The sequence below is a fragment of the Geodermatophilus sp. URMC 64 genome (assembly GCF_053502555.1).
Window position 1 is genome coordinate 1,442,874 of the sequence record NZ_CP199955.1, and the last position, 23,199, is coordinate 1,466,072.

At 74.4% G+C, this 23,199-nt stretch carries 24 protein-coding genes; 16 read left to right on the forward strand and 8 right to left on the reverse strand.

The features are described from left to right. Positions 1 to 6: 6 nt before the first annotated feature. Complete coding sequence (locus ACWIYF_RS07165; protein ID WP_448627421.1) at positions 7 to 1,233, forward strand: winged helix-turn-helix domain-containing protein; 1,227 nt, start codon at positions 7 to 9, stop codon at positions 1,231 to 1,233. A 9-nt stretch (positions 1,234 to 1,242) separates the two neighbouring features. Here the strand turns inward: ACWIYF_RS07165 and ACWIYF_RS07170 are convergent, their stop codons facing one another. Genes ACWIYF_RS07170 through ACWIYF_RS07180 form a run of 3 tightly spaced genes read right to left on the reverse strand, consistent with a single transcriptional unit; the run spans position 1,243 to position 2,726 of the window. After that, positions 1,243 to 2,043 (reverse strand): DUF4097 family beta strand repeat-containing protein, encoded by an 801-nt coding sequence (locus tag ACWIYF_RS07170; RefSeq protein ID WP_448627422.1) that lies wholly within the window; start codon positions 2,041 to 2,043, stop codon positions 1,243 to 1,245. Between the two features lie 19 nt (positions 2,044 to 2,062). Continuing rightward, positions 2,063 to 2,554: a toxin-antitoxin system HicB family antitoxin gene (locus ACWIYF_RS07175; protein ID WP_448627423.1), complete on the reverse strand. Its 492-nt coding sequence runs from the start codon at positions 2,552 to 2,554 to the stop codon at positions 2,063 to 2,065. Positions 2,555 to 2,570: 16 nt separating this feature from the next. Further along, positions 2,571 to 2,726, reverse strand: coding sequence for a hypothetical protein (locus ACWIYF_RS07180; RefSeq protein ID WP_448627424.1), 156 nt, complete (start codon positions 2,724 to 2,726; stop codon positions 2,571 to 2,573). A gap of 90 nt (positions 2,727 to 2,816) precedes the next feature. Here ACWIYF_RS07180 and thyX point away from each other — a divergent pair, with 90 nt between their 5' ends. Genes thyX through ACWIYF_RS07205 form a run of 5 tightly spaced genes read left to right on the forward strand, consistent with a single transcriptional unit; the run spans position 2,817 to position 7,644 of the window. After that, on the forward strand, positions 2,817 to 3,569 hold the full coding sequence (thyX, locus tag ACWIYF_RS07185; protein ID WP_448627425.1) for an FAD-dependent thymidylate synthase: 753 nt from the start codon (positions 2,817 to 2,819) through the stop codon (positions 3,567 to 3,569). 22 nt (positions 3,570 to 3,591) lie between these two features. Further along, complete coding sequence (locus tag ACWIYF_RS07190) at positions 3,592 to 4,401, forward strand: thymidylate synthase (protein ID WP_448627426.1); 810 nt, start codon at positions 3,592 to 3,594, stop codon at positions 4,399 to 4,401. Between the two features lie 20 nt (positions 4,402 to 4,421). Next, a complete protein-coding gene (locus ACWIYF_RS07195; RefSeq protein WP_448627427.1) occupies positions 4,422 to 5,012 on the forward strand; it encodes a dihydrofolate reductase in 591 nt (196 codons plus the stop codon). Positions 5,013 to 5,021: 9 nt separating this feature from the next. Further along, positions 5,022 to 5,918: a 4-hydroxy-tetrahydrodipicolinate synthase gene (gene dapA / locus ACWIYF_RS07200; protein ID WP_448627428.1), complete on the forward strand. Its 897-nt coding sequence runs from the start codon at positions 5,022 to 5,024 to the stop codon at positions 5,916 to 5,918. A gap of 22 nt (positions 5,919 to 5,940) precedes the next feature. After that, on the forward strand, positions 5,941 to 7,644 hold the full coding sequence (locus ACWIYF_RS07205; protein WP_448627429.1) for a ribonuclease J: 1,704 nt from the start codon (positions 5,941 to 5,943) through the stop codon (positions 7,642 to 7,644). A gap of 21 nt (positions 7,645 to 7,665) precedes the next feature. Here the strand turns inward: ACWIYF_RS07205 and ACWIYF_RS07210 are convergent, their stop codons facing one another. Beyond that, positions 7,666 to 9,603 carry a prolyl oligopeptidase family serine peptidase gene (locus ACWIYF_RS07210; RefSeq protein ID WP_448627430.1) on the reverse strand — a complete coding sequence of 646 codons (1,938 nt, stop codon included), beginning with the start codon at positions 9,601 to 9,603 and terminating at the stop codon, positions 7,666 to 7,668. 75 nt (positions 9,604 to 9,678) lie between these two features. Here ACWIYF_RS07210 and ACWIYF_RS07215 point away from each other — a divergent pair, with 75 nt between their 5' ends. From ACWIYF_RS07215 to ACWIYF_RS07235, 5 genes are all read left to right on the forward strand, one after another. Further along, a complete protein-coding gene (locus ACWIYF_RS07215; protein WP_448627431.1) occupies positions 9,679 to 12,189 on the forward strand; it encodes a DNA translocase FtsK in 2,511 nt (836 codons plus the stop codon). A gap of 72 nt (positions 12,190 to 12,261) precedes the next feature. After that, entirely contained in the window at positions 12,262 to 13,677 is a 1,416-nt protein-coding gene (gene rimO / locus ACWIYF_RS07220; RefSeq protein ID WP_448627432.1) for a 30S ribosomal protein S12 methylthiotransferase RimO, read from the forward strand. A 5-nt stretch (positions 13,678 to 13,682) separates the two neighbouring features. Further along, positions 13,683 to 14,354 carry a CDP-diacylglycerol--glycerol-3-phosphate 3-phosphatidyltransferase gene (pgsA, locus tag ACWIYF_RS07225; RefSeq protein ID WP_448627433.1) on the forward strand — a complete coding sequence of 224 codons (672 nt, stop codon included), beginning with the start codon at positions 13,683 to 13,685 and terminating at the stop codon, positions 14,352 to 14,354. Between the two features lie 435 nt (positions 14,355 to 14,789). Beyond that, entirely contained in the window at positions 14,790 to 15,191 is a 402-nt protein-coding gene (locus tag ACWIYF_RS07230; protein ID WP_448627434.1) for a helix-turn-helix domain-containing protein, read from the forward strand. A 65-nt stretch (positions 15,192 to 15,256) separates the two neighbouring features. After that, the gene (locus tag ACWIYF_RS07235; RefSeq protein WP_448627435.1) at positions 15,257 to 15,754 is read left to right on the forward strand and encodes a TetR family transcriptional regulator; all 498 of its coding nucleotides are present in this window, start codon (positions 15,257 to 15,259) and stop codon (positions 15,752 to 15,754) included. Here ACWIYF_RS07235 and ACWIYF_RS07240 read toward each other — a convergent pair. Continuing rightward, positions 15,748 to 16,224 (reverse strand): GNAT family N-acetyltransferase, encoded by a 477-nt coding sequence (locus ACWIYF_RS07240; RefSeq protein ID WP_448627436.1) that lies wholly within the window; start codon positions 16,222 to 16,224, stop codon positions 15,748 to 15,750. The two genes, ACWIYF_RS07235 and ACWIYF_RS07240, sit on opposite strands and share 7 nt — an antisense overlap. Then, complete coding sequence (locus ACWIYF_RS07245; protein ID WP_448627437.1) at positions 16,221 to 17,249, reverse strand: PfkB family carbohydrate kinase; 1,029 nt, start codon at positions 17,247 to 17,249, stop codon at positions 16,221 to 16,223. Before ACWIYF_RS07245 ends, ACWIYF_RS07240 begins: the two co-directional genes overlap by 4 nt. 132 nt (positions 17,250 to 17,381) lie before the next feature. Between ACWIYF_RS07245 and ACWIYF_RS07250 the strand changes: the two genes are divergently transcribed. Both ACWIYF_RS07250 and ACWIYF_RS07255 read left to right on the forward strand, forming a co-directional pair. Continuing rightward, positions 17,382 to 18,227: a PspA/IM30 family protein gene (locus tag ACWIYF_RS07250; protein WP_448627438.1), complete on the forward strand. Its 846-nt coding sequence runs from the start codon at positions 17,382 to 17,384 to the stop codon at positions 18,225 to 18,227. Positions 18,228 to 18,235: 8 nt separating this feature from the next. Next, complete coding sequence (locus ACWIYF_RS07255; protein WP_448627439.1) at positions 18,236 to 18,742, forward strand: cupin domain-containing protein; 507 nt, start codon at positions 18,236 to 18,238, stop codon at positions 18,740 to 18,742. On the opposite strand, the gene ACWIYF_RS07260 is transcribed toward ACWIYF_RS07255, so the two are convergent. Continuing rightward, the gene (locus ACWIYF_RS07260; protein ID WP_448627440.1) at positions 18,739 to 19,590 is read right to left on the reverse strand and encodes a DNA-formamidopyrimidine glycosylase family protein; all 852 of its coding nucleotides are present in this window, start codon (positions 19,588 to 19,590) and stop codon (positions 18,739 to 18,741) included. The two genes, ACWIYF_RS07255 and ACWIYF_RS07260, sit on opposite strands and share 4 nt — an antisense overlap. A gap of 495 nt (positions 19,591 to 20,085) precedes the next feature. Beyond that, entirely contained in the window at positions 20,086 to 20,691 is a 606-nt protein-coding gene (locus tag ACWIYF_RS07265) for a dihydrofolate reductase family protein (RefSeq protein ID WP_448627441.1), read from the reverse strand. 190 nt (positions 20,692 to 20,881) lie between these two features. On the opposite strand from ACWIYF_RS07265, the gene ACWIYF_RS07270 reads away from it, so the two are divergent. The 3 genes from ACWIYF_RS07270 to ACWIYF_RS07280 are packed head-to-tail and all read left to right on the forward strand — an operon-like array spanning position 20,882 to position 23,198. Next, entirely contained in the window at positions 20,882 to 21,496 is a 615-nt protein-coding gene (locus ACWIYF_RS07270) for an antibiotic biosynthesis monooxygenase (RefSeq protein ID WP_448627442.1), read from the forward strand. A gap of 3 nt (positions 21,497 to 21,499) precedes the next feature. After that, positions 21,500 to 22,000, forward strand: coding sequence for a GtrA family protein (locus ACWIYF_RS07275; protein WP_448627443.1), 501 nt, complete (start codon positions 21,500 to 21,502; stop codon positions 21,998 to 22,000). Between the two features lie 25 nt (positions 22,001 to 22,025). After that, on the forward strand, positions 22,026 to 23,198 hold the full coding sequence (locus tag ACWIYF_RS07280; RefSeq protein WP_448627444.1) for an AAA family ATPase: 1,173 nt from the start codon (positions 22,026 to 22,028) through the stop codon (positions 23,196 to 23,198). Position 23,199 lies beyond the last annotated feature (1 nt).

A 23,199-nucleotide genomic window follows, 5' to 3' on the forward strand; every position in this document is an offset into this window, starting at 1 on the left:
CATCGGGTGAGCACCCGAGCCGAGCGCCTGCCGGCGGCCCTGGCCCGGCGCATCGCCCTCGCCGCCCAGGGCTTCGCCGAGCCGCGGCCGACCGGCCTCGTCGACACCCGGCAGTTGCGCCGGCTCACCGCGCGGCTCGGCGTCGTCCAGATCGACTCGGTCAACGTGCTGTCCCGCTCGCACTACCTGCCCGCGTTCAGCCGGCTCGGGCCCTACCCCCGCGCGGCTCTCGACGACCTCGCCGGGCCTCGGCGCGAGCTCTTCGAGTACTGGGCGCACGAGGCCTCGTACCTGCCCGTGCGGCTGCAGCCGTACCTGCGCTGGCGCATGGCCGCCGCCGAGCAGCACGCCTGGGGGTCGATGGTCCGTCTCCAGCGCGAGCGGCCCGGCTACGTCGCGGAGATGCTCGACCGGGTGCGCGAGCAGGGCCCGCTCAAGGCGAGCGACCTGCTCGAGGCCAGGCCCGAGCGGCCGGGGACGATGTGGAACTGGCACGCCGGCAAGGTCGCGCTCGAGTGGCTCTTCTACACCGGTGTGCTCACCGCACGGCACCGGACCGCGGGCTTCGAGCGCGTCTACGACCTCACCGAGCGGGTCCTCCCGGCCGAGGTCCTGGCCGTCCCGACCCCCGAGCCCGGGGCGGCGTTCCGCGAGCTGATCCGCACGGCGGCCCGGGCGCTCGGGGTGGCGACCGAGCGGGACCTGCGGGACTACTTCCGGCTCAAGCCCGCGCCGGCGCGGCAGGCGATCGCCGAGCTGGCCGAGGCCGGCGAGCTGCACCCGGTCGAGGTCGACGGCTGGGGTGCGCCCGCCTGGCTGGACCCGGCGGCGCGCCGGCCGCGCTGGATCCGCGCCCGCGCCCTGCTCAGCCCGTTCGACTCGCTGGTGTGGGAACGGCCGCGGGTCGAGCGCATCTTCGGCTTCCGCTACCGCCTGGAGATCTACACGCCCGCGGCCAAGCGGGTGCACGGCTACTACGTACTGCCCTTCCTGCTGGGCGACCGCCTGGTCGGCCGGGTCGACCTCAAGGCCGACCGGCAGGCCGGCGTCCTGCGCGTGCAGTCGGCCTTCGCCGAGGACGGCGTCGACCGTGCGCTGGTCGCCGCGGAGCTGGCCGACGAGCTGGCGCTCATGGCCGGGTGGCTGGAGCTGGACGCCGTCGCCGTCACCGACCGGGGAGATCTGGCGCCCGACCTGCAGGCAGTGCTGGGACCGGCCGCCGCGGCGGGCTGACCCCGTGGCTCATGCCCGGGTCGCCGGCCGGATGCGCAGGTCGCCGGAGACGGTCCGTACCGCGACCCGCAGCTGGGCCGGCCCGTCGCCGTCCGGTCCCTCCTCGTCGAGCAGGGACTCCATCCGGCCGGACACGCTGGCGAGGTCCAGCCAGACCCGCAGGCCCGGGACGACGCCCAGTGAGACGTCTCCGGACACGGTCTTGACGCCCACCTTGCCCCCGGCGACCCGGTCGATGCCGACGTCCCCGGACGCGGTGTTGATCGAGACGTCGCCCCCGGCGGAGCCGACCTCGACGTCCCCGGACGCCGTCTTCACCTCCAGGCCGGCGCCCACCTCTTCCACCCGCAGGTCCGCCGACGCAGAGCCGACGGTCGCCCGGCCGGACACCGTGCCGATCCGGGCGTTCCCGCTGGCGGTGCGCAGCTGCAGGTCGGTGCAGGACTCCACGGCGGAGTCGCCGCTGGCCCCGGTCAGCTCGACCCGGCCGAGCTCACCCCGGAGCTCGACGTCGGCCGAGGCGACGGCGACGCGGGCGGCGGTGCCCGTGGGGACGGTGACCCGCAGTGCGAAGGCGGGAGTGCGCAGCTGCAGCCGCCGCTCGGGAACGGCGACCCGCAGCCGCGAGCCGGCGAGGTACAGGTCGACGCGGTCGACGAGCTCTTCGGCGGCGCTGTCGAGGGGCGCGATCTCGACCACGTACTCGGTCGTGCCCTCGACCGCGTCGACGTCGACCGAGCCGGCGGGGTTGCGGATCTCGACGGCGAACGGGCCGGCGCCGACGGGGAAGCGGTGCGTGCGCGTGTCCAACGATTCCTCCAGAAGACGGCTAGCTGCGGGCGAAGCCGGAGTAGCGGCGGGGGCCACGGCCGGGCGGGGGACCGGGGCGGGGCTCGCGCAGCGCACCCGAGACCGCTCGCACGAGCCAGGCGTTGAGCGAGACGCCGGAAGCGGCCGCGGCCGCCTCCGCGCGGGACTTGAGCTGCTCGGGGAGGCGCAGGCTGATGCGGGCGACCGACCCGTCGTCGTCCCCGGCGTCCTCGTCGGGAGCCTCGGGCTCCTCGGCCGGCTCGTGGTGCACGGGCGGGACGACGACGACCTCGGGGTCGCGTCCGCGCACGCGGATGTCGACGAGGCCTCCCTCGAGCGCCGCGGTGACCTCGGCCGCCATGTCCGACAGCGCGTTGGTCACCGTCAGCCGGACGGCGGGCTCCATCGTGTCGGCCAGCAGGCGGGCGGTCTCCCGCGCCTGCTCGCCGCCGGCGGCCGCTGCCGCGGTCAGGGAGGTGCGCAGAGCCTCGACGTAGTCGCTGAGATCCATGGACGCCATGGTGGCGTCAGTCCCCCCGCACGACGGTCTCGGGGCCGCCGCGGTGCCTCCGCCAAGGGGACAGCAGGCGCGCCACGTCGCGGTCGTGGTCGCGTCCGGCGTGCCGGCTCCGGGGCTGGCGCAGCCGGGCCCGGAGCTCCTCGGTGTAGGTCCAGTTGTCCATGGCGTCATCATGGCACCACGGTGACGCCATAGCAATGCCATACTGCAGTCGTCGTGATGTCGGGACCCGGCGCGCCGTAGGCTCCGCGCCGTGCCCTCGATCGTGCGGCTCAAGGTCCAGGTGATCGCCCAGACCCACTTCGATCCCCCGGCCGACGTGCCCTGGGAGACCGACGCGGACGGTGGTCAGGCGCTCGCCGAGTTCGCCGGCCGGGCCTGCTACCAGTCCTGGAGCAAGCCGAATCCGGCGACGGCGACCAACGAGGGCTACCTGCGGCACATCCTCGAGGTGGGCCACCTCTCGGTGCTCGAGCACGGGACGGTGAGCCTGTACCTGTCCGGGGTGTCCCGCTCGCTGACCCACGAGCTGATCCGGCACCGGCACTTCTCCTACAGCCAGCTCTCCCAGCGGTACGTGCCCGAGGGCGACGCCGCCGTCGTCGAGCCGGCCGTGATCGCCGACGACCCGGAGCTGCACGAGAAGTTCCTCGCCGCCACCGACGCCGCGCTGGCGGCCTACGGCGAGCTGCTCGAGGCCCTGGAGAAGCGGTTCGCCGACGTCCCGAACGGCACGCTGCGGCGCAAGCAGGCCCGTCAGGCCGCCCGCGCGGTGCTGCCCAACGCCATCGAGACCCGCATCGTCGTCACCGGCAACTACCGCGCCTGGCGGCACTTCATCGCGATGCGGGCCAGCGAGCACGCCGACGTCGAGATCCGCGAGCTGGCGATCGCGTGCCTGCGGGAGCTGCAGGCGGTCGCCGGCCACGTCTTCAGCGACTTCCGGATCAGCCGGCTGGCCGACGGCACCGAGGTGGCCGCGAGCCCTTACGTGGCCGAAGGCTGATCCGCGCCTAGAGTCGACGGCCGTGGCGGACCGGACGATTGACACCCAGTACGAAGACCTGCTGCGCCGGGTGCTGGAGAGCGGGACCCCGAAGTCCGACCGCACCGGCACCGGCACGACCAGCGCCTTCGGGGAGCGGCTGCGCTACGACCTGTCCCGCGGCTTCCCGCTGGTGACGACGAAGAAGGTGCACTTCAAGTCGGTCGCCTACGAGCTGCTGTGGTTCCTGCGCGGCGAGGGCAACGTCCGGTGGCTGCAGGAGCACGGCGTCTCCATCTGGGACGAGTGGGCGGCCGAGGACGGCGGCCTCGGCCCGGTCTACGGCGTGCAGTGGCGGTCCTGGCCGGCACCCGACGGCGGCGCGATCGACCAGATCTCGCAGGTGCTCGAGACCCTCCGCTCCGACCCGGACTCGCGGCGCATGATCGTCTCCGCGTGGAACGTCGGGGCGCTGCCGGAGATGGCGCTGGCGCCGTGCCACGCGATGTTCCAGTTCTACGTGGCCGACGGCCGGCTGTCCTGCCAGCTCTACCAGCGCAGCGCGGACCTGTTCCTGGGCGTGCCGTTCAACATCGCCAGCTACGCGCTGCTCACCCAGATGGTCGCCCAGCAGGTCGGCCTGGAGCCCGGCGACCTCATCTGGGTCGGCGGGGACTGCCACGTGTACGCCAACCACGTCGACCAGGTGCGTGAGCAGCTCTCCCGCGAGGTCCGGCCGTTCCCGCGGCTGACGATCGACCGGGCGCCGTCGCTGTTCGAGTACGACTACGCCGACTTCCACGTGCACGACTACGACCCCCACCCGGCGATCCGCGCCGCGGTCGCGGTCTGACGGAGCTCGCGAGGTCAGGGGTGCAGAGCACGGTCCGCCTCGTCTGGGCGCAGGACGCCGCCGGCATCATCGGGGCCGACGGCGCACTGCCCTGGCACCTGCCCGAGGACCTGCGGCTGTTCCGCGCGCTCACCCTCGGCTCGACGGTGGTCATGGGCCGCCGGACCTGGCTGTCGCTGCCGCCGCGGGTGCGGCCCCTGCCGGGCCGGCGCAACGTCGTGCTCAGCACGACGCTCACCGACGCCGATGCCGGGGTGCCGGTGGCGACCTCGGTCGGGGAGGTCCTCGCGGCGCACGACGAGCTGTGGGTGATCGGCGGCGGCGGGGTCTACACGGCCTTCCTGCCGCACGCCGCCGAGGTCGTGGTCACCGAGGTCGACGGCCGGTTTCCCGGCGACACCTGGGCGCCGCGGCTCGACGGCGACTGGGAGCCGGCGATGCGGGTGCCGGCGGAGGGGTGGCTGCCCTCCTCGGGCGGTCTCCGGTTCGCCGTCACCTGGTGGCGCCGGGAGGCGGGTGCCGGCTCGGCCGGCAGCCCGGTTCCCGGGGCCCTGACACGCTGGCGCGCGGACGTCGTCGGGAGGGCTGAGTCCGCTGCTCGGGGTCGGTAGATTCCTCCCATGAGCATCGATCCCGCGCGGCCCTTCGGGCGCGTGCTGACGGCGATGGTGACGCCCCTCGCCGAGGACGGGACGATCGACCTCGCCGGTGCGCAGGAGCTCGCCGCCCACCTGGTGGACCGGTGCGCGCACGACGGGCTGGTCATCTCCGGGACGACGGGGGAGTCGCCCACCATCTCCGACGCCGAGCAGCGGGCGGTGCTGGAGGCGGTGCTGGACGCCGTGGGCGACCGGGCCGTCGTCGTCGCCGGCGTCGGCACCAACGACACCGCGCACTCGATCGAGAAGGCCCGCGACGCCGAGCGGATCGGCGCGCACGGCCTGCTCGTCGTCACCCCGTACTACAACAAGCCGCCGCAGGCCGGGCTGCTCAAGCACTTCACCGCGGTCGCCGACGCGACCGACCTGCCGGTGATGCTCTACGACATCCCGCCGCGGACCGTCGTCCCCATCGAGGTGGAGACCCTGGTCCGGGCCGCGGAGCACCCGCGGATCGTCGCGGTGAAGGACGCCAAGGGCGACCTCGGTTCCGTCGCCTGGACCCTCGCCCGCACCGACCTGGCCTACTACAGCGGCGAGGACATGCTCAACCTGCCGCTGCTGGCCCTGGGCGCGGTCGGGGTCGTCAGCGTCGTCGGCCACATCGCCGGTCCGCGCATGGCCGAGCTGATCGCCGCGGTCGAGTCCGGCGACCTGGTCAAGGCGCGCGCGGTCAACGAGACCTTGCTGCCCCTCTACACCGGCATCTTCCGCACCCAGGGGGTCATCCTGATCAAGGCGGCGCTGCGCGAGCTCGGCCTGCCCGGCGGCCCGGTCCGTCCGCCGCTGGTGGACGCCACCCCCGAACAGGTCGCGCAGCTGCGCGCCGATCTCGCGGCCGGGGGAATCACCCCGTGACCGGTGCGGGCAGAATCGTTCCGTGACCGGTCAGCTGGCCCAGCCCCATCTCGATCTGCAAGCGCCGCCGCCGCTCCCGGACGGCGGCCTGCGCGTCATGGCCCTCGGCGGGCTCGGCGAGATCGGCCGCAACATGGCCGTCCTCGAGTACGACGGCGCGCTGCTGGTCATCGACTGCGGCGTCCTGTTCCCCGAGGCCGAGCAGCCGGGCGTCGACCTGATCCTGCCCGACTTCGGGGTCATCGAGCACCGCCTCGGCGATATCGCCGCCGTCGTCCTCACCCACGGGCACGAGGACCACATCGGCGCGGTGCCCTACCTGCTGCGGCTGCGCGGCGACATCCCGCTGGTGGGATCGCGGTTCACGCTCGCGCTGGTCAGCGCCAAGCTGCGCGAGCACCGGATCGACCCGACGCTGGTCGAGGTCGCCGCCGGCGACGACCACGTCGCCGGGCCGTTCCACTGCGAGTTCATCAACGTCAACCACTCGATCCCCGACGCGCTGGCCGTCGCCGTCCACACGCCGGCCGGGACGGTCGTGCACACCGGCGACTTCAAGATGGACCAGTTGCCGCTCGACGGCGTCCTCACCGACCTCGGCGCGTTCGCGCGGCTCGGCGTGCGGGGCGGCATCGACCTGCTGCTGGCCGACTCCACCAACGCCGAGGTGCCGGGCTTCGTCACCTCCGAGCGGGCCATCGGCCCCGTGCTCGAGGACGTCTTCCGCCGGGCCACCCAGCGGCTGATCGTCTCCAGCTTCGCCAGCCACGTGCACCGCATCCAGCAGGTCCTCGACGCCGCGGAGATGCACGGTCGCAAGGTCGCGTTCGTCGGCCGCTCGATGGTCCGCAACATGGGCGTCGCGCGCGATCTCGGGCTGCTGCGGGTGGCGCCCGGGCTGATGGTGTCGCTGGACGAAGCGACGTCGATGCCGCCGGAGCAGGTGGTCCTGGTCAGCACCGGGTCGCAGGGCGAGCCGCTGTCGGCGCTCGGGCGGATGGCCCGCGGGGAGCACCACCAGGTCACCATCGAGGCCGGCGACACGATCGTGCTGGCCTCCTCGCTCGTGCCCGGCAACGAGACCGCCGTCTACAAGGTGATCAACGGGCTGGCCCGGCTCGGCGCGACCGTCGTGCACAAGGAGACGGCGATGGTGCACGTCTCCGGGCACGCCCCGGCCGGGGAGCTGCGGACGCTGCTCAACGTGGCCAAGCCGCACTACCTGATGCCCGTGCACGGCGAGTGGCGGCACCTGCGGGCGCACGCGGCGCTGGCCGAGCAGACCGGGATGAGCAGCGACCGGGTGCTGCTGGCCGAGAACGGCGTGGTGGTGGACCTGGTCGACGGCAAGGCCTCGATCACCGGGTCGGTGCCGATCGGGGACGTCTACGTCGACGGGCTCAACGTGGGTGACGTGGGGGAGGAATCGCTGCAGGCCCGCCGGATCCTCGGCGACGAGGGCTTCGTGGCGCTGACCGTCGTCGTCGAACCCTCGACGCGGACCATCGTCCGGCCGGTGCACCTGTCCACCCGCGGCTTCTCCGACGACCCGTCGGCCTTCGACGAGGTGCTGACCCTCGTCGAGGACAACCTGAAGCGCGCGCTGGAGGACGACGAGATCGACCCGCACCGGCTCTCGCAGCTGATCCGCCGGACGGTGGGCAAGTGGGTGTCCGACAAGCACCGCCGCCGCCCGATGATCATCCCCACCGTTCTCGAGGTGTGATGCGGAGGAGATTCGTGCGCGTCACGCGCGCGGATCTCCTCCGCTCACCTCGATGGGCGTGATGCCCTCCTCCGCGGGCAGGGCGAAGCCCCAGACTTGGGCGTAGAAGGACAGCTCGCCGTCCAGGGCGGTGCGGATGTTCTCCGCGCGCCGGAACCCGTGCTGCTCGCCGGGGAAGAGCAGGTAGGCGTGCGGGACGCCCTTCTCCCGCAGCGCGGCGACGATCGCCTCCGCCTGCTCCGGCGGCACGATCTCGTCCTCCTCGCCCTGGAAGACGGCGAGCGGGGTGTCCAGCGCGTCCACGTGGGTGAGCGGTGAGCGCTCGGTGTACACGTCGGCGCCCTCGGGATACGGCGCGACCAGGCCGTCGAGGTACCGCGACTCGAACTTGTGCGTGTCGGCGGCCAGCGCGGCGAGGTCGGCGACGCCGTAGTGGCTCGCGCCGGCGGTGAACACGCCGGGCCGCATGGTCACCGCGGCGAGGGTCGTGTAGCCCCCGGCCGAGCCGCCGCGGATCGCCATCCGGGCCGGGTCCACCCGCCCGGCGTCGGCGAGGAACCGCGCGCAGGCGATGACGTCGTCGAGGTCCACGACGCCCCAGCGGCCCTTGAGGGCCTCCCGGTACCGGCGGCCGTAGCCGGTCGAGCCGCGGTAGTCGACGTCGGCGACGCAGAACCCGCGGGAGGTCCAGTACTGCACCGACAGGTCGAGGACGGACGACGCCGCGGCGGTCGGCCCGCCGTGCACGACCACGAGCAGCGGCGGCCGCTGGCCCGCGGGGGCGGTCACCTCGGGGTTCGCCGGCGGGTAGACCAGCGCGTGCGCCTCCGCGATGCCCGTCCCGCCGTCCTCGGTCGCGAACGTGGTGTGCTCGGGCATAGAGAACCACGCCGGGTCGAGGCCCAGGTCGCGGGCCGGCTGCAGCACCTCGGCGGCGCCGGTGTCCACCCCGACCCGCAGCACGACCGGCTCGCTCGTCGGCCCGCCCGCAACGCACACGACCGCGGCACCCTGCGCGGCCAGCGAGCCGAACGCGGCGTACGGCAGGTCGAGCTCGCGCAGGTCGCCGTCCGGGGTGAGGACGCCGAGCCGGTCGGCGCCCTCCCGTGCGAAGGCGAGCACGACGCGGCCGTCGTCGAGGAGAGCGAAGCGGCGCTGCCCGAACTGCCACTGCGGGCCGGCGATGTCGCAGCCCACGTCGAGCACCAGCTCCACCTGCCCGTCCGGGCGCCGGCGATGCAGGGACCACACGTCGGTGGCATCGCACAGGAACCACAGCGTCCCGTCGGCGGCCCAGGTCGGCGACACCACGGACTCGCCCCCGCCGCCCGCGACCACCGTCTCGGTGCCGTCGGGCGCCCGGACGACCAGCTGCGCGGCGTCCCAGGGCATGTCGGGGTGGTTCCACTGCAGCCACGACAGGGTGGCGCCGTCGGGAGCCTGGCGCGGGTCGGAGACGAAGTCCGGCCCGGTGACGAGGACGGTCTGCGAGCCGTCGGGGGCGATCCGGACGATCTCGTTGACGACGTCGGCCGCGGCGCCCCTGTCGGTGTGCGTCTCCCGGACGGCGAGCACGCCCGCCCCGTCGGGGAGCACGGCGAGGTCGGCGAAGCGGACGCCCGCGGGGATCGGCGGCTCGGGCGTCACCGCGACCGGCTCGCCCGCGCCCGGGCCGAGCCGGTACAGGCGCTGGTCGGCGAACTCGGTGAACCACAGCGTGCCGCCGGCGACCGTCCACGACCCGCCGCCGTACTCGTGCACCCGGGTCCGGGCGTTCCACGGCGAGGCCAGGAGCTCGGCGCCGTTCCGGACGACCGCCGTCCGGCCGCCCTCGCCGGGGCGGAACTCGCCCCACCAGACGTCGTCGCCGTCGACGGCGACCCCGCTCGGCCGGGCGGCGGCGAGCACGACGAGCTCCGAGGTGATCGGGGTGGGCCAGCTGCCGTAGGGGAGCTCCATGCCGCAAACCGTAGGTGGGGGACACGACGTCGTGCCTGCCCGATCAGGGGTGCACCCAGGATTACCGTCTGACGCATGCCTGCCCGCACCACGCCGACCCGCCGGCCGGCGGCGTCCTCCCGGAGCCGCTCCGGGTCGACGGCGTCCCGCAAGCGGGCACCCGCCAAGCGGCCCGCCGCCGGCGGCCGCAAGCCGGCCGCCCGGAAGAAGTCCAGCGGCGGCCTGCTGCGCATCGTCGGCGGCGGCTGGTCGCTGCTGGCCAAGGGTGTCGGCGGGCTGGCCCGCTCGATCGCCCGCCCCGAGGAGGCCGAGCCGCTCGGCCCGGAGCACCGCCGCGACGGCGTCGGCCTGGCCGTGCTCGGGCTGGCGGTCGTGCTCGGCGCCGCGGTGTGGACCAACGGCATCGGCCCGGTCGGCGCGGCGATCGCCGACGGCAGCCGCTGGATCGTCGGCTCGGTGGTCGTCGTCCTGCCGGTGTTCTTCTTCTTCATCTCGCTGCGCCTGCTGCGCCACCCGCCGAACCCTGAGGCGCGCGGCCGGCTCGTGGTCGGCTGGTTCTGCCTGACCGCGTCCGTGCTCGGCATCGCCTCCGTCGTCGGCGGTGGCGCGCAGAACGGCCCCTCGCAGGGCCGCCCCGGCTCCGGCGGGCTGGCCGGCTGGGCGGTCGGCACCCCGCTGTCCGCGGGCGTGGGCGCCGTCGTCGCCGTCGTCCTGCTCGTGCTGGTCGCCTTCTTCGGCCTGCTGGTCGTCACCGCGACGCCGGTGCACCAGATCCCCGAGCGGCTGCGCGAGCTCGCCGACCGCATGGTCGGCCGAGACGACGACGAGTACGACGAGGACGAGTACGAGGACGAGGACGAGGACGTCGAGGAGGACCTCGAGGAGCAGCCCGCGCGCGGCCGCCGCAAGACGGCCGTGTCCGAGGACATGCTCACCACCGGCCCGATCGACACCGGAGCCCTCGACGCGGCGGCCGATGCGGTGGTGCTGGAGGCGGAGCTGCCCCCCGTCCCGGTCGCACGCCCCAAGCCCGTCGACCGGACGGCGCCGCCGGAGGAGCTCGAGCCGGTCACCGAGCCCGAGCAGCTGTCCATCCAGCCGGTCGAGGGCGACTACACCCTGCCCTCGGTGACCATGCTGCGGCCGGGCACGCCGCCGCGGGCTCGGTCGAAGTCCAACGACGTCGCCATCGAGGCGATCACCGGCGTGCTGGAGCAGTTCAACATCGACGCCGCCGTCACTGGCTTCACCCGCGGCCCGACGGTCACCCGCTACGAGGTCGAGCTGGGCCCCGCGGTCAAGGTCGAGAAGATCACCCAGCTGACCAAGAACATCGCCTACGCGGTGGCCAACGACAACATCCGGATCCTCGCGCCGATCCCGGGGAAGTCGGCGGTCGGCATCGAGGTGCCCAACACCGACCGCGAGACGGTGAGCCTCGGCGACGTGCTGCGCTCCGGCGCGGCCAAGCAGGACCCGCACCCGATGCTGGTCGGCCTCGGCAAGGACATCGAGGGCGGCTTCGTCTGCGCCAACCTGGCGAAGATGCCGCACCTGCTCGTCGCCGGCGCCACCGGTGCCGGTAAGTCCAGCTGCGTCAACTCGATCCTGACCTCGCTGCTGATCCGCGCCACCCCGGAGCAGCTGCGGCTGATCCTGGTCGACCCGAAGATGGTCGAGCTCACGCCGTACGACGGCATCCCGCACCTGATCACGCCGATCATCACCGACCCCAAGAAGGCCGCCACCGCGCTGGCCTGGCTGGTCGAGGAGATGGAGCAGCGCTACCAGGACATGCGGGCCACTGGGGTCCGGCACATCGACGACTTCAACCGCAAGGTGACCAAGGGCGAGATCGTCGCCCCGCCCGGCAGCGAGCGGGTGTACCGGGAGTACCCGTACATCCTCGCGGTGGTCGACGAGCTCGCCGACCTGATGATGGTCGCCCCGCGCGACGTCGAGGACTACATCGTCCGGATCACCCAGAAGGCGCGTGCCGCGGGGATCCACCTGATCCTCGCCACGCAGCGGCCGTCGGTCGACGTCGTCACCGGCCTGATCAAGGCCAACGTGCCGTCGCGGCTGGCGTTCTCCACCTCGAGCCTCACCGACAGCCGGGTCATCCTCGACCAGCCGGGCGCAGAGAAGCTCATCGGCATGGGCGACGCGCTGTTCCTGCCCATCGGGGCGGGCAAGCCGATGCGCGTCCAGGGCGCCTACGTGTCCGACACCGAGATCGAGGCGGTCGTCGAGTTCACCAAGCGCCAGGCCGAGCCGGAGTACCGCGAGGAGGTCTTCTCCGCCGGTGCCGCCGGGGAGAAGAAGGAGATCGACGAGGACATCGGCGGCGACCTCGACCTGCTGCTGCAGGCCGTGGAGCTCATCGTCACCAGCCAGTTCGGCTCCACGTCGATGCTGCAGCGCAAGCTGCGGGTCGGCTTCGCCAAGGCCGGGCGGCTCATGGACCTCATGGAGAGCCGCGGCATCGTCGGCCCGTCCGAGGGGTCCAAGGCCCGCGACGTGCTGATCAAGCCCGACGAGCTCGAGGCCACGCTGTTCACCATCCGCGGCGGCGGGGCCGAGTGATGAAGGACCCCCTGCCCCCCGCCACTCGCGAGCTCGCGGCGGGACCCTGCAGAGGGCCACTACGATGGACCGGTGACAGCTCTGCCCCGCCATGCCCGCACCGTGGCGGTGGTCACCCTCGGGTGCGCCCGCAACGAGGTCGACTCCGAGGAGCTCGCCGGCCGGCTCGCCGCCGACGGCTACGAGCTGGTGGACGACGCCGACGCGGCCGACGCGGTCCTGGTCAACACCTGCGGCTTCATCGAGAGCGCCAAGAAGGACTCCGTCGACGCGCTGCTCGCGGCGGGTGACTCCGGCGCTCCGGTGGTGGCCGTGGGATGCATGGCCGAGCGCTACGGCTCGGAGCTGGCCGGTGCGCTGCCCGAGGCGACGGTCCTGGGCTTCGACGACTACGCGCAGATCGGCGACCGGCTGGACGACGTCCTGGCGGGGCGACCGCTGGTGCCGCACACGCCGCGGGACCGGCGCACGCTGCTGCCGATCAGCCCGGTGGAGCGCACCGGGGCCGCCGTCGAGGCCGCCATCCCGGGGCACGACTGGCTGCGCCGGCGGCGGCTGACCGGCGGTCCGTCCGCCGCGCTCAAGCTCGCCTCGGGCTGCGACCGCCGCTGTGCCTTCTGTGCGATCCCGGCCTTCCGCGGGGCGTTCGTCTCCCGGCCGCCGGCCGAGGTGCTCTCCGAGGCGCAGTGGCTGGCCGCGCAGGGCGTGACCGAGCTCGTGCTGGTCAGCGAGAACTCCACCTCCTACGGCAAGGACCTCGGCGACCTGCGCTCGCTGGAGAAACTGCTGCCGCAGCTGGCCGCGGTCGAGGGCATCGCCCGGGTGCGCGTCGCCTACCTGCAGCCGGCCGAGCTGCGGCCCGGGCTGCTCGAGGTGATCGCCGGGACCGACGGCGTCGCGCCGTACTTCGACCTGTCCTTCCAGCACTCCGCGCCGGCGCTGCTGCGCCGGATGCGCCGGTTCGGCGGCACCGACGACTTCCTCGGGCTGATCGAGCGCGCCCGCGCGCTGGCGCCGACCGCCGGGTTCCGCACCAACGTGATCCTCGGCTTCCCCGGCGAGACCGAGGACGACGTCGCCGAGCTCGAGCGCTTCCTCACCGAGGGCCGCCTCGACGCGGTGGGTGTCTTCGGCTACTCCGACGAGGAGGGCACCGAGGCGATCGGCCTGTCCGGCAAGCTGGACCAGGCCGAGATCGACGCCCGCGTCCGCAGGATCACCGACCTGGTCGAGGAGCTCACCGCGCAGCGCGCCGAGGACCGCCTCGGCGAGCGGGTCGACGTCCTGCTGCTCGAGAACCTCGGGGACGGCGAGTGGACCGGTTCGGCCGCCCACCAGGATCCCGACAGCGACGGCACCACGACCGTGACCGGGGTGCCCGACGGCGTCGTCCCGGGCTCGATCGTGACCGCCGAGGTCGTCGGCACCGACGGCGTCGACCTGGTCGCCGCTGCGCTGCAGCCCGCCGCCGTACCGGCCGGGCGGTGACAGCGGTGAGTGACGTCGCTCCTGACCCGGCCGCGACGCCGCCCCAGACCGCGCGCCTGCTCAACCTGCCCAACACGCTGACCGTGCTGCGGCTGGCCGTCGTCCCGCTGTTCGCCGTCCTGCTGCTCTCCGACCACGGCGCCTCCACCGCCGGCCGCTACTGGGCGACGCTGTTCTTCGCGCTGGCGATCATCACCGACCGCTACGACGGGATGATCGCCCGCCGCCGCGGCCAGGTCACCGAGTTCGGCAAGCTGGCCGACCCCATCGCGGACAAGGCGCTCACCGGCACCGCGCTGATCGGGCTGTCGGTGCTCGGGCTGCTGCCGTGGTGGGTGACCCTGGCGATCCTGGTCCGCGAGGTGGGCGTCACCCTGCTGCGGTTCTGGGTGATCCGGCACGGTGTGATCGCCGCCAGCCGCGGCGGCAAGGCCAAGACGGTGCTGCAGGCGCTGGCGATCGGGCTCTACATCCTGCCGCTGTCGGGGGTCCTGGCCAGCGCCCGCTGGTGGGTCATGGGCGTCGCGCTCGTGCTCACCGTCATCACCGGGCTGGACTACGTCTACCGGGCGCTGATGCTGCGCCGCACCAGTGCCCGCGCCATGGCCCGCGCGGCGGCCCGCCGCGAGGCCGGGACGACGGGCGGCTCGGGCTCGGTCACCGACACGGCGGCGTGACCGCCGACCCCGCCGCCGTGGCGCCGTCGTCCACGCCACCGACCTCAAGGCGGTCCTGGCCGGCGGGCCCGAGGACCTGCTCGCCGCGCACGGCCCGGTCAGACAAAGGACCCTCCTGCCCCCCGCCACTCGCAAGCTCGCGCCGGGCGCCTGCAGGAGGGCCGCGGGGGCGTCGCCGACGGACGGCGCACCGACATCACCCGGCTGGGACCTACCGGGGGACCGGCAGGCGGTGCGCGAGGGCGCGGTCGCGGCCGCCTACGAGCGGCTCCTCGCGATGCTGGCCGGGGGCGGGAACGCCGTCCCTGACCACGGCGTTACGCCATGAGCGGACGCGGGCCGGTCGGGTGGGTTCCCGTCGGTGGCGCCGCGTACCGTGAGCGCACGGCGCCCCTCGGGGCGCCGCCGCTTCCCACTGCAGGACAGGAGACGGCCATGACGCTGCTGCGCACCCAGCTGGGGAACTCGCTGCGCGGCCACCGGTTGCGTCAGCGCCGCACCCTGCGCGACGTCTCGGGCAAGGCCCGGGTGAGCCTCGGGTACCTGTCCGAGGTCGAGCGCGGGCAGAAGGAGGCCTCCTCCGAGCTGCTCGCCTCCATCTGCGACGCCCTCGACGTGGAGCTCGCCGACCTGCTGGCGGAGGTCAGCGACTCGCTGCGGGCCGGCTCGCCGGCGCCCGTCACCGTCCGCCCGCTCACGCCGTCCGGGGACAAGGCCGCCGAGACCGCGGCGGAGCAGCCGGCGGCGAGCGCCGAGCCCGCGCTGGCTCTCGTCGGCGCCGGGCAGTCCGCACGGGCCGCCGCGCGTCGCGCTGGGGCGGTCTCGCTGGCCGCCTGACGCGGCCCTTGTCGTCCCGCCCGCCCGCGCACGTCCCGGGAGCGCACACCCGCGGCGGCAACGCGATGAACCGCACCCGCCGCGGGCTGCTCGACGGCGCCGCCCGGGCGTTCGCGGCCTCCGGGCTGCGCCGGGCCACCATGCAGTCGATCGCGAGCGCCGCCGGGGTGGCCAAGGCCACGCTCTACAACCACTTCCGGACCAAGGACGAGGTCGCCCGCGCGCTGCTGGCCACCGAGCTGGACCGGCTGACCTCCCTGGCCGCCGGGCTCCCGCCGGACCAGGCGCTTGCGGCTCTCGCCGACGAGTGCGCCGGGCACCCGGTGCTGCGCCGGCTGGCCGAGACCGAACCGGAGCTGCTCGCCGGGCTGCTCGGCACCGACCGCTGGCCCGAGGTGAGCGGCCGGCTGGCGAGCGCCCTGGCGGTGGACGACGAGGCCGCCGAGCTGGCCGCCCGCTGGCTGCTCGGCGTCGTCCTGCAGCCCGGCCGGTCGGGGCCGCGGCACCGGGCCGCCGCCCGCCTGGCCGCCGTCCTCGCGCAGCCGCTGCCGTCCGGCTACTGAATCGCGGTGAGCACGGTCCGGTCCGCGCCCGGGCCGGCGTGGCCGGGGGAGACCGCGGCGTGCGCCCCGAGCCGCGCGGCCAGTGCGGTCACCGCCGGGTCGCCGGGCACCACCACCGCCTGCACCGCCCGCGCGCCCAGCCCCCTGGCCAGTGCCGTGAACCGGTCGAGCAGCGCGCCGGCCACGCCGGTGCGCCGGAAGGCCGGGTGGACCGCCAGGGCGTGGACGACCGCCAGCCGGTCGGCGGTCACCACCCCGAGCAGATAACCGGCGTCCCGGTCGTCGGGCGTCAGCGCGACCGCGCCGAAGCCGCCGAACTGGGCGAAGAACACCGGGTCGTGCCGGGCACGGACCTCGTCCTCCTCGAGCCGCGTGCCGGCCCAGAACTCGCCGGCGGCCGCCAGCAGGCGCGTGCGCAGCGCCGCAGCGGAGAGCTCCTCGATGCCGACCAGCCGCAGGCCGGCGCTCACCGCCCGGCCAGGGAGGCGCGCGCCGCCGCGAGTTCGGCGCGGGTCGGCGGGTCGGCGCCGACCCGGGTGCAGTTGAGGGCGGCGACCAGCGCCGCGTCGTCCAGGATCGCGGTCAGCCGCTCGTCGTCGAGGTCGTCGAGCGCGGCTCGGGTCGTCACCCCTGCCTCCAGCAGGCCGCTGAGCAGGCCGGCGGCGAGCGAGTCGCCGGCGCCCACGGTGTCGGCGACGGTCACCCGCGGCGGGCTCCGGTGCAGCAGCGGGCGGCCGGGCCGCGCGACCCGCAGCGGCGCCCCGCCGTCGGTCAGCAGCACCAGGCCGGGGCCGCGCTGCGCCCACCGCTGGGCGGCGGCGTCCAGGTCGGCCGTGCCCGGCTCCAGCCAGCCGAGGTCCTCGGCGCTGACCTTGACCACGTCGGCCCGGGCGACGAGCCGGTCGAGCCGGTCGCGCACCGCGGCGGCGCTGTTGCCGAGGCTCGCGCCGACCGGACCGTCGGCGAGCATCGGCCGGATGTTGGGGTCGACGCTGATCAGCGTGCGGCCCTCGTCGTCCAGCCGCGCCACCAGGGCCGCGATGGCGTCGCACCCCGGCGGCGTCCAGCTGGAGATCGAGCCGACGTGCAGGATCCCGGGCAGCTCACCGAACACCGCCGCGAGCTCGGCGTCGGTCCACTGCCAGTCGGCGGCGCCGAGGACGTGGAAGCCGTAGTCGGGGGAGCCGTCGGGGCCCAGGCCGACGACGGCGAGGCTCACCGGCTCCTGCGCCGTCACCAGGCCCTCCAGGCCCACCCCGGAGAGCTCGGCGTGCCGGCGCAGCGCGGGCGCCAGGGGCCCGGTGCCCAGCCGGGCGAGCAGCCGCACCGGTGCGCCCAGCCGGCCCGCGGCCACCGCGACGTTGAGCGCGTTGCCGCCCGGGCGGGCGATGTAGTGCGGCGCCGTCCCCTCCGGTCCGGCGCCCGCGGACGGGTTCGGGATCAGGTCGACGACGAACTCACCGAGGACGCTGAGCACCGCGTTTCCTGGGGACACGGCGGAACACTAGCGACGGGAACCCGGCGGGGAGCCGAGCAGTTGCCCGCGGTAGCGGGTCACCTGGGACGATGAGGTGACGACGTCACACGCTCGCGGTCCGGCCGGACCCCGCGCCGGACAGGAGGAACGATGCCCAACCCGTTCGTGAAGCTGTGGAAGTACCTCACGGCCTCGGCCAACGCCAAGATCGACGAGAAGGCGGACCCGAAGATCCAGATCGCCCAGGCGATCGAGGCGGAGCAGCAGCGGCACCAGGCGCTGGCCAACCAGGCCGCCGCGGTGCTGGGGAACCAGCGCCAGCTGGAGATGCGGCTCAACCGCCAGCTCGGCGAGGTGGAGAAGCTGCAGGCCTCGGCCCGGCAGGCGCTGGTGCTCGCCGACCAGACCCGCGCCAAGGGCGACGCGGCCAAGGCGTCGGAGTACGAGAACGCCGCGCAGGCCTTCGCCACCCAGCTGGTCGCCGCCGAGCAGGCGATGGAGGACCTCAAGCGCAGCCACGACGAGGCGCTGCAGGCGGCCGAGCAGGCGCGCGGCGCCGTCGAGCAGAGCCGCATGCGGCTGCAGACGACGCTGGCCGAGCGCACCAAGCTGATGAGCCAGCTCGAGCAGGCGAAGATGCAGGAGCACGTCGCGAGCTCGCTCAAGCAGGTCAACGAGCTCTCCGCGCCCGGCAACACCCCCAGCCTGCAGGAGGTACGGGACAAGATCGAGGCGCGCTACGCCAACGCGCTCGGCCAGGCCGAGCTGGCGCAGACCTCGGTCGAGGGCCGGATGCTCGAGGTGCAGAAGGCCACCCTCGACGTGGCCGGCGCCTCCCGGCTGGACCAGATCCGCGCCTCGATGAACGCCGGCCCGGCCGCGGTCGAGGGCAGCTCGGCCGCCGCGGCGATCGAGCAGGGCACGCCGCCGGTCGAGCAGCCGACCGCCGAGACGCCGGTGGCCGAGCCGGTCGAGCGCCAGGAACCGACCGCCTGAGCCCGGTCGTGTCGGGCTTCGCCTACCCACCCGACGTCTACGCCGGCGACGGCGGGGAGGTCAGCGCCGTCCTGCGGCGCGCCGACCAGCCGCCGGAGCTGGCGCACGCGTCGGGTGGGGGCGCGGCCTACCTCGCCACGGGGGCGAGCACAGGCGGGGCCTTCGGGCTCTACCGGTGGGACATGGGGCCGCGGCCCAGCGGGCCGTCGCCGCACTTCCACCGCAGCATCACCGAGTCGTTCTACGTGCTGTCCGGCGCCGTCCGGCTCTTCGACGGCGCCCGGTGGGTCGACGCGGCCGCCGGGGACTTCCTGTTCGTGCCGGAGGGCGGCGTCCACGGCTTCCGCAACGAGTCGGGCGAGCCGGCGTCCCTGCTGATCCTGTTCACGCCGGGTGCGCCGCGGGAGGACTACTTCGAGACGCTGGCCGACGCGGTGCGCCGGGAGGCGATGACGGAGGAGGACTGGACGGCGTTCTACCTCCGGCACGACACCTTCTGGGTGGATCGCTCCTAGCCCGTCACGAGGGGGCGCGGGCGGCCGGGCTCGCCGGTCCGGGCCGCCGGGTCGATCGGGGAGCTCGCCGCCTGACACCGGGGGCACCACCAGGTGACCCGCTCCTGGGTGGCCGGGCCCTGGTCGCCGAGCAGGATCGTCGTGCCGCAGCGGCGGCAGGGCTTGCCGCGCCGACCGGCCACCCAGTGGTCCTCCCCGCGCCGCAGGCTGCCCGTGGTGTTCTGGGCGGGGTGGTCCCGATTGGCCCGCATGAGGGTGCGGGCCCGCTCGACCAGCGCGCGCAGGTCCGCCACGTCGGCGACCCTCGCCCAGGGGTGCACGCCGCAGAGGAACAGCGACTCGACCTTGTAGAGGTTGCCGATCCCGGCCAGGTTGCGCTGGTCGAGCAGGGCGACGCCGATCTGCTCGTCGGGCCGCGCGCGCAGCCGGCGCAGCGCCTCCTCGAGGTCCCAGTCCGGGCCGAGGACGTCGGGGCCGAGGTGCCCGACCAGCGAGCCCTCCTTCGCCGTCGGGACCAGCGCCAGGTCGTGCAGCCGGTAGCCGACGCAGTCGTGCGCGCCCGTGGTGAGCACCGCTCGGATGTCGTACGCCGGCCCGCCCCGCCACTTCCCGCCGGAGCGGTAGATGTGCCAGCTGCCGTCCATGCGGAAGTGGCTGTGCAGCGTCCGGTCGTCGGCCAGCCGGATCAGCAGGTGCTTGCCGCGGGGGACGACCTCGCGCACCCCGACGCCGGCCAGGTCGACCGCGGCCAGCTGGGGCACCCGCAGCTCGCCGCGGCGCAGCGTCGCGCCGGCCAGCGCGCGGTGCATGCGCTGGGCGGCCAGCCAGACGGTGTCTCCCTCGGGCACGCGGACCAGTCTGCACCGCGGGGGCGGCGGTCGTCGGTCCAGCTCACGGCGGTGTGAGAACGGCGGACCAGGGTGAGGGATCGGTCCAGCTCTTCGGGTGATCCGACCTGCTCCGCCTGGTCGAACCACGGCTGGTGCACCGCCGCGCCCGCAGCAGCGACGGGGCCTGGGCCTGGCTCACCGCCTACCGCGGTGCCCTCGTCGCCGTCAGGCCGCCGTCGAGCTGGTGCGTGGCTGCGAGCCTTTGCCGTGGTGCGGCAGATCGGTCCCGCTGCTGTCGCGGTTCTCGGCGGGCAAGCGCTGTGCGGACACGGCGCAGTCCTGATGTGCCGCGACGTCGGCTCGCCGTCACTCCCATGGACGGAGTGGATCGGATACCCACCAAGAGGCGGATCGTGGTGGTCTACCGAACTCGGGATACCGCCGTAAGGCGACACTCGGCGGTATCGCGGCCGGCCCGTCCCCCCGCCAGGTCAAAGGTTGCCTGACGCGGCACTAGCTGACGCGGCGATAGCGGATGTGGGTGGTGAGCGGTGAGTGAAGCACCTCGACGGGTTCGAAGTCGAAGGATTCGACCCCGTCGAAGATGCGCTCGCCCGCACCGAGCAGGACCGGTGCGATGTCGAGGGTGAGCTCGTCGATCACGCCTGCGATCAGTGCCTGTCGGACGGTCGAGGCCCCACCGGCGATGTCCACGCCGTCGTCCCCGGCGGCCTGGCACGCTGCGGAGTAGGCCGCGTCGAAGCCCTCGGTGACGAAGTGGAACGTCGTCCCGCCGTCCATCTGGATCGGGTCATGTCCGTGATGGGTCAGCACGAACACCGGCGCGTGGTACGGCGGTTCCGGGCCCCACCACCCGGTCCATTCCTCATCCCACTCCCCGCGGATCGGGCCGAACATGTTGCGACCCATCACATACGCGCCCCGCGGGCGCATGAGCCACTCGTTCGCGACCTTGTCGGCATCGTTGGCTCGCGGGTCGCCGATGTGCCAGCCGTGCAGCTCCCGCCCACGCTTGCCCAGGGGGTTCTCGCGGCTCTGGTCCGGCCCGGCGACGAAGCCGTCCAGCGAGATCGACATGTGGCAGGTGGTGTCCGGCACCGCGAACCTCCTGGGTGACTGCGACGTGCAGGCGGTCGTGCGGACGGTAGCGGGTGACGGCACCCCGCAGGTGCTCCTCGATGCGCTCGGAGACGGCGCCATCGCGTCACCCTCGTGTGCGGTGCTCACGGCGGTGTGAGGCCGCCGACACCCGGGATGGAACGGGGCGCCGCGCGCGCTGGGGACCGGCGTGGAGGGAACCACGCGACTGCGCACCCTGCTGGCCGGCCCGACTCCGGCGCCGGTGGCCGAGCCGGTGACGGTGACCGTGGCCCGCGTCGTCCGGCCCGATCGCCGGCAGGCGTTCGAGCGGTGGGCGGCGCACGCCCTCGCCATGGCGTCGTCCTTCCCCGGCAACCTCGGCGCGACGCTGCTGCACCCCGGTGCGGCCAGCTCCGAGTACCACCTGGTCTACCGGTTCGCCGACGACGAGTCCTTGGCCGGCTGGGAGCGTTCGCCCCAGCGGGCGGCGCTGCTGGCCGAGCTCGCGGAGATGGTCGACGAGGAGCGCTACGCCCGCGTCCAGGGCCTCGACAGCTTCTTCACCCGCCCGGCCGCGCCCGGCCCGCGCTGGCGCTCCACGCTGCTCACCATCGCGGCGGTCTTCGCGATCACCTCGCTGTTCCAGCAGCTGGTGACCCCGCACTTGGCGAGCTGGCCCGTGGAGGCCCGGCTGGCCCTGTCGGCGGTCGTGGTCGTCGTGCTGCTCGGGTACGTGGTCATGCCGGCGCTGACCCGGCTGTTCCGCCGGTGGCTCCAGCCGCGCCGGCTCCAGCCCCAGGCCTCGCCGGCCGTCCTACGGTGAGGCATGGGCGTTCCCGCTGACTGCGGTCCGGTCGGGCGGGGACGCCTGTGGCAGGTGGCGGTCTGCGGCACGCGCAAGCGGCTGCACGGGGACGACGCCGTCGCCGAGTTCGTCCGCTTCGTCAGCGTGGGGGTGTCGAGCAGCGTCGTCTACTTCGCGCTGTTCCTGACCCTGCGCGGGATCGGGCCGCTGCGGGCCAACGTGGTCGCCTTCGTGCTCTCCTCCGTCCTGGCCAACGAGCTGCACCGGCGGGTGACCTTCCACGCCGGCGGCCGGGTCGGCTGGCTCGCCGCCCAGTGGGAGGGCTCTGCCCTGGCGGTCGCGGGGCTGCTGGCCACGAGCGCCGCCCTGGCCGCCCTCGACGGGGTGCTCGGCACCGCCTGGTGGGCGCAGCTGGTGCTCATCTCGGCGGTCACCGGGGCGATCGGTCTCATCCGCTTCGCCGCGCTGCGGCTCTGGGTCTTCTCGGGGCACCCGCATCGCGCCGCGGTCTCGCCGTCCTGACGCTGGTCCTGGCTACGGTCGCCCCGTGCTGCAGAGGATCGCGGTGGACGGCTACCGCTCCCTGCGCAGCCTCGTCGTCCCCCTCGGCCGGCTGACCGTCGTCACCGGCGCGAACGGCGCGGGCAAGTCCAGCCTCTACCGCGTGCTGCGGCTGCTGTCGGCGACCGCGCACGGCGGCGCGGTGCGGGCGCTGGCCGCCGAGGGCGGCCTGGAGTCGGTGCTCTGGGCCGGGCCGGAGGTGTTCGGCGAGGGCGTCCGCAGCGGCCGGCATCCGATCACCGGGACGGTGCGGACCCGTCCGGTGGCGCTGCGGATCGGCCTGGGCGGCGACGACCTCGGCTACGCCATCGACTTCGGACTGCCGCGGCCGGACGAGACGACGATGTTCGACCGCGACCCGGAGATCAAGCTGGAGGTGGTCTGGGCCGGACCGGTGCTGCGCCCGTCGGCCGTGCTCAGCCGGCGTGCGGGGCCGGCCGTCATGACCCGGGACGGGCGCCGGTGGGCCGACACGGGGCGCCGGCTGGAGCGGCAGGACAGCCTGCTCGCCGAGGTGTCCGACGCCGTGACCGCGCCCGAGGTGCTCGCCGTGCGCAACCGGGTGCGCAGCTGGCGCTTCTACGACTCGTTCCGCACCGACCCGCAGGCCCCGGCTCGCGGTGCCCGGATGGGCACCTTCACGCCGGTGATGGCCGACGACGGCGGTGACCTCGCCTCGGCGCTGCAGACGCTGCGCGAGCTGGGACCGGACGACGAGCTGGACGAGGCGATCGCGCAGGCCTTCCCCGGTAGCCGGCTGGAGATCGTCGACTCCGGCGGCCTGTTCCGGCTGGGGCTGCGGCAGACCGGGCTGCTGCGCACCCTGGACGCCGCCGAGCTCTCCGACGGCACGCTGCGCTTCCTGCTGTGGGCGGCCGCCCTGCTCACCCCGCGTCCGCCGGAGCTGTTCGTCCTCAACGAGCCGGAGACCAGCCTGCACCCGGACCTGCTGCGGCCGCTGGCGGGCATGGTGGCGCGGGCGGCGTCGCGCACCCAGGTCGTCGTGGTCACCCACTCGGCGCCGCTGCGCGCGCTGCTGGCCGACGCCGTCGACGAGGACGACCGCCGCGACGTGCACCTGGTCAAGGTGAACGGCGAGACGGTGATCGACGGCCTGGGACCGCTGGACCGGCCGCCCTGGCACTGGCCGGAGCGGTGAG

Excerpts from the sequence above, each read along its gene's own strand:
- ACWIYF_RS07175 (WP_448627423.1), bottom strand. The coding sequence starts at position 2,554 with ATGGATCTCAGCGACTACGTCGAGGCTCTGCGCACCTCCCTGACCGCG.
- ACWIYF_RS07180 (WP_448627424.1), bottom strand. The coding sequence starts at position 2,726 with ATGGACAACTGGACCTACACCGAGGAGCTCCGGGCCCGGCTGCGCCAG.
- dapA (WP_448627428.1), top strand. The coding sequence starts at position 5,022 with ATGAGCATCGATCCCGCGCGGCCCTTCGGGCGCGTGCTGACGGCGATG.
- ACWIYF_RS07210 (WP_448627430.1), bottom strand. The coding sequence starts at position 9,603 with ATGGAGCTCCCCTACGGCAGCTGGCCCACCCCGATCACCTCGGAGCTC.
- ACWIYF_RS07215 (WP_448627431.1), top strand. The coding sequence starts at position 9,679 with ATGCCTGCCCGCACCACGCCGACCCGCCGGCCGGCGGCGTCCTCCCGG.
- ACWIYF_RS07230 (WP_448627434.1), top strand. The coding sequence starts at position 14,790 with ATGACGCTGCTGCGCACCCAGCTGGGGAACTCGCTGCGCGGCCACCGG.
- ACWIYF_RS07235 (WP_448627435.1), top strand. The coding sequence starts at position 15,257 with ATGAACCGCACCCGCCGCGGGCTGCTCGACGGCGCCGCCCGGGCGTTC.
- ACWIYF_RS07250 (WP_448627438.1), top strand. The coding sequence starts at position 17,382 with ATGCCCAACCCGTTCGTGAAGCTGTGGAAGTACCTCACGGCCTCGGCC.
- ACWIYF_RS07275 (WP_448627443.1), top strand. The coding sequence starts at position 21,500 with ATGGGCGTTCCCGCTGACTGCGGTCCGGTCGGGCGGGGACGCCTGTGG.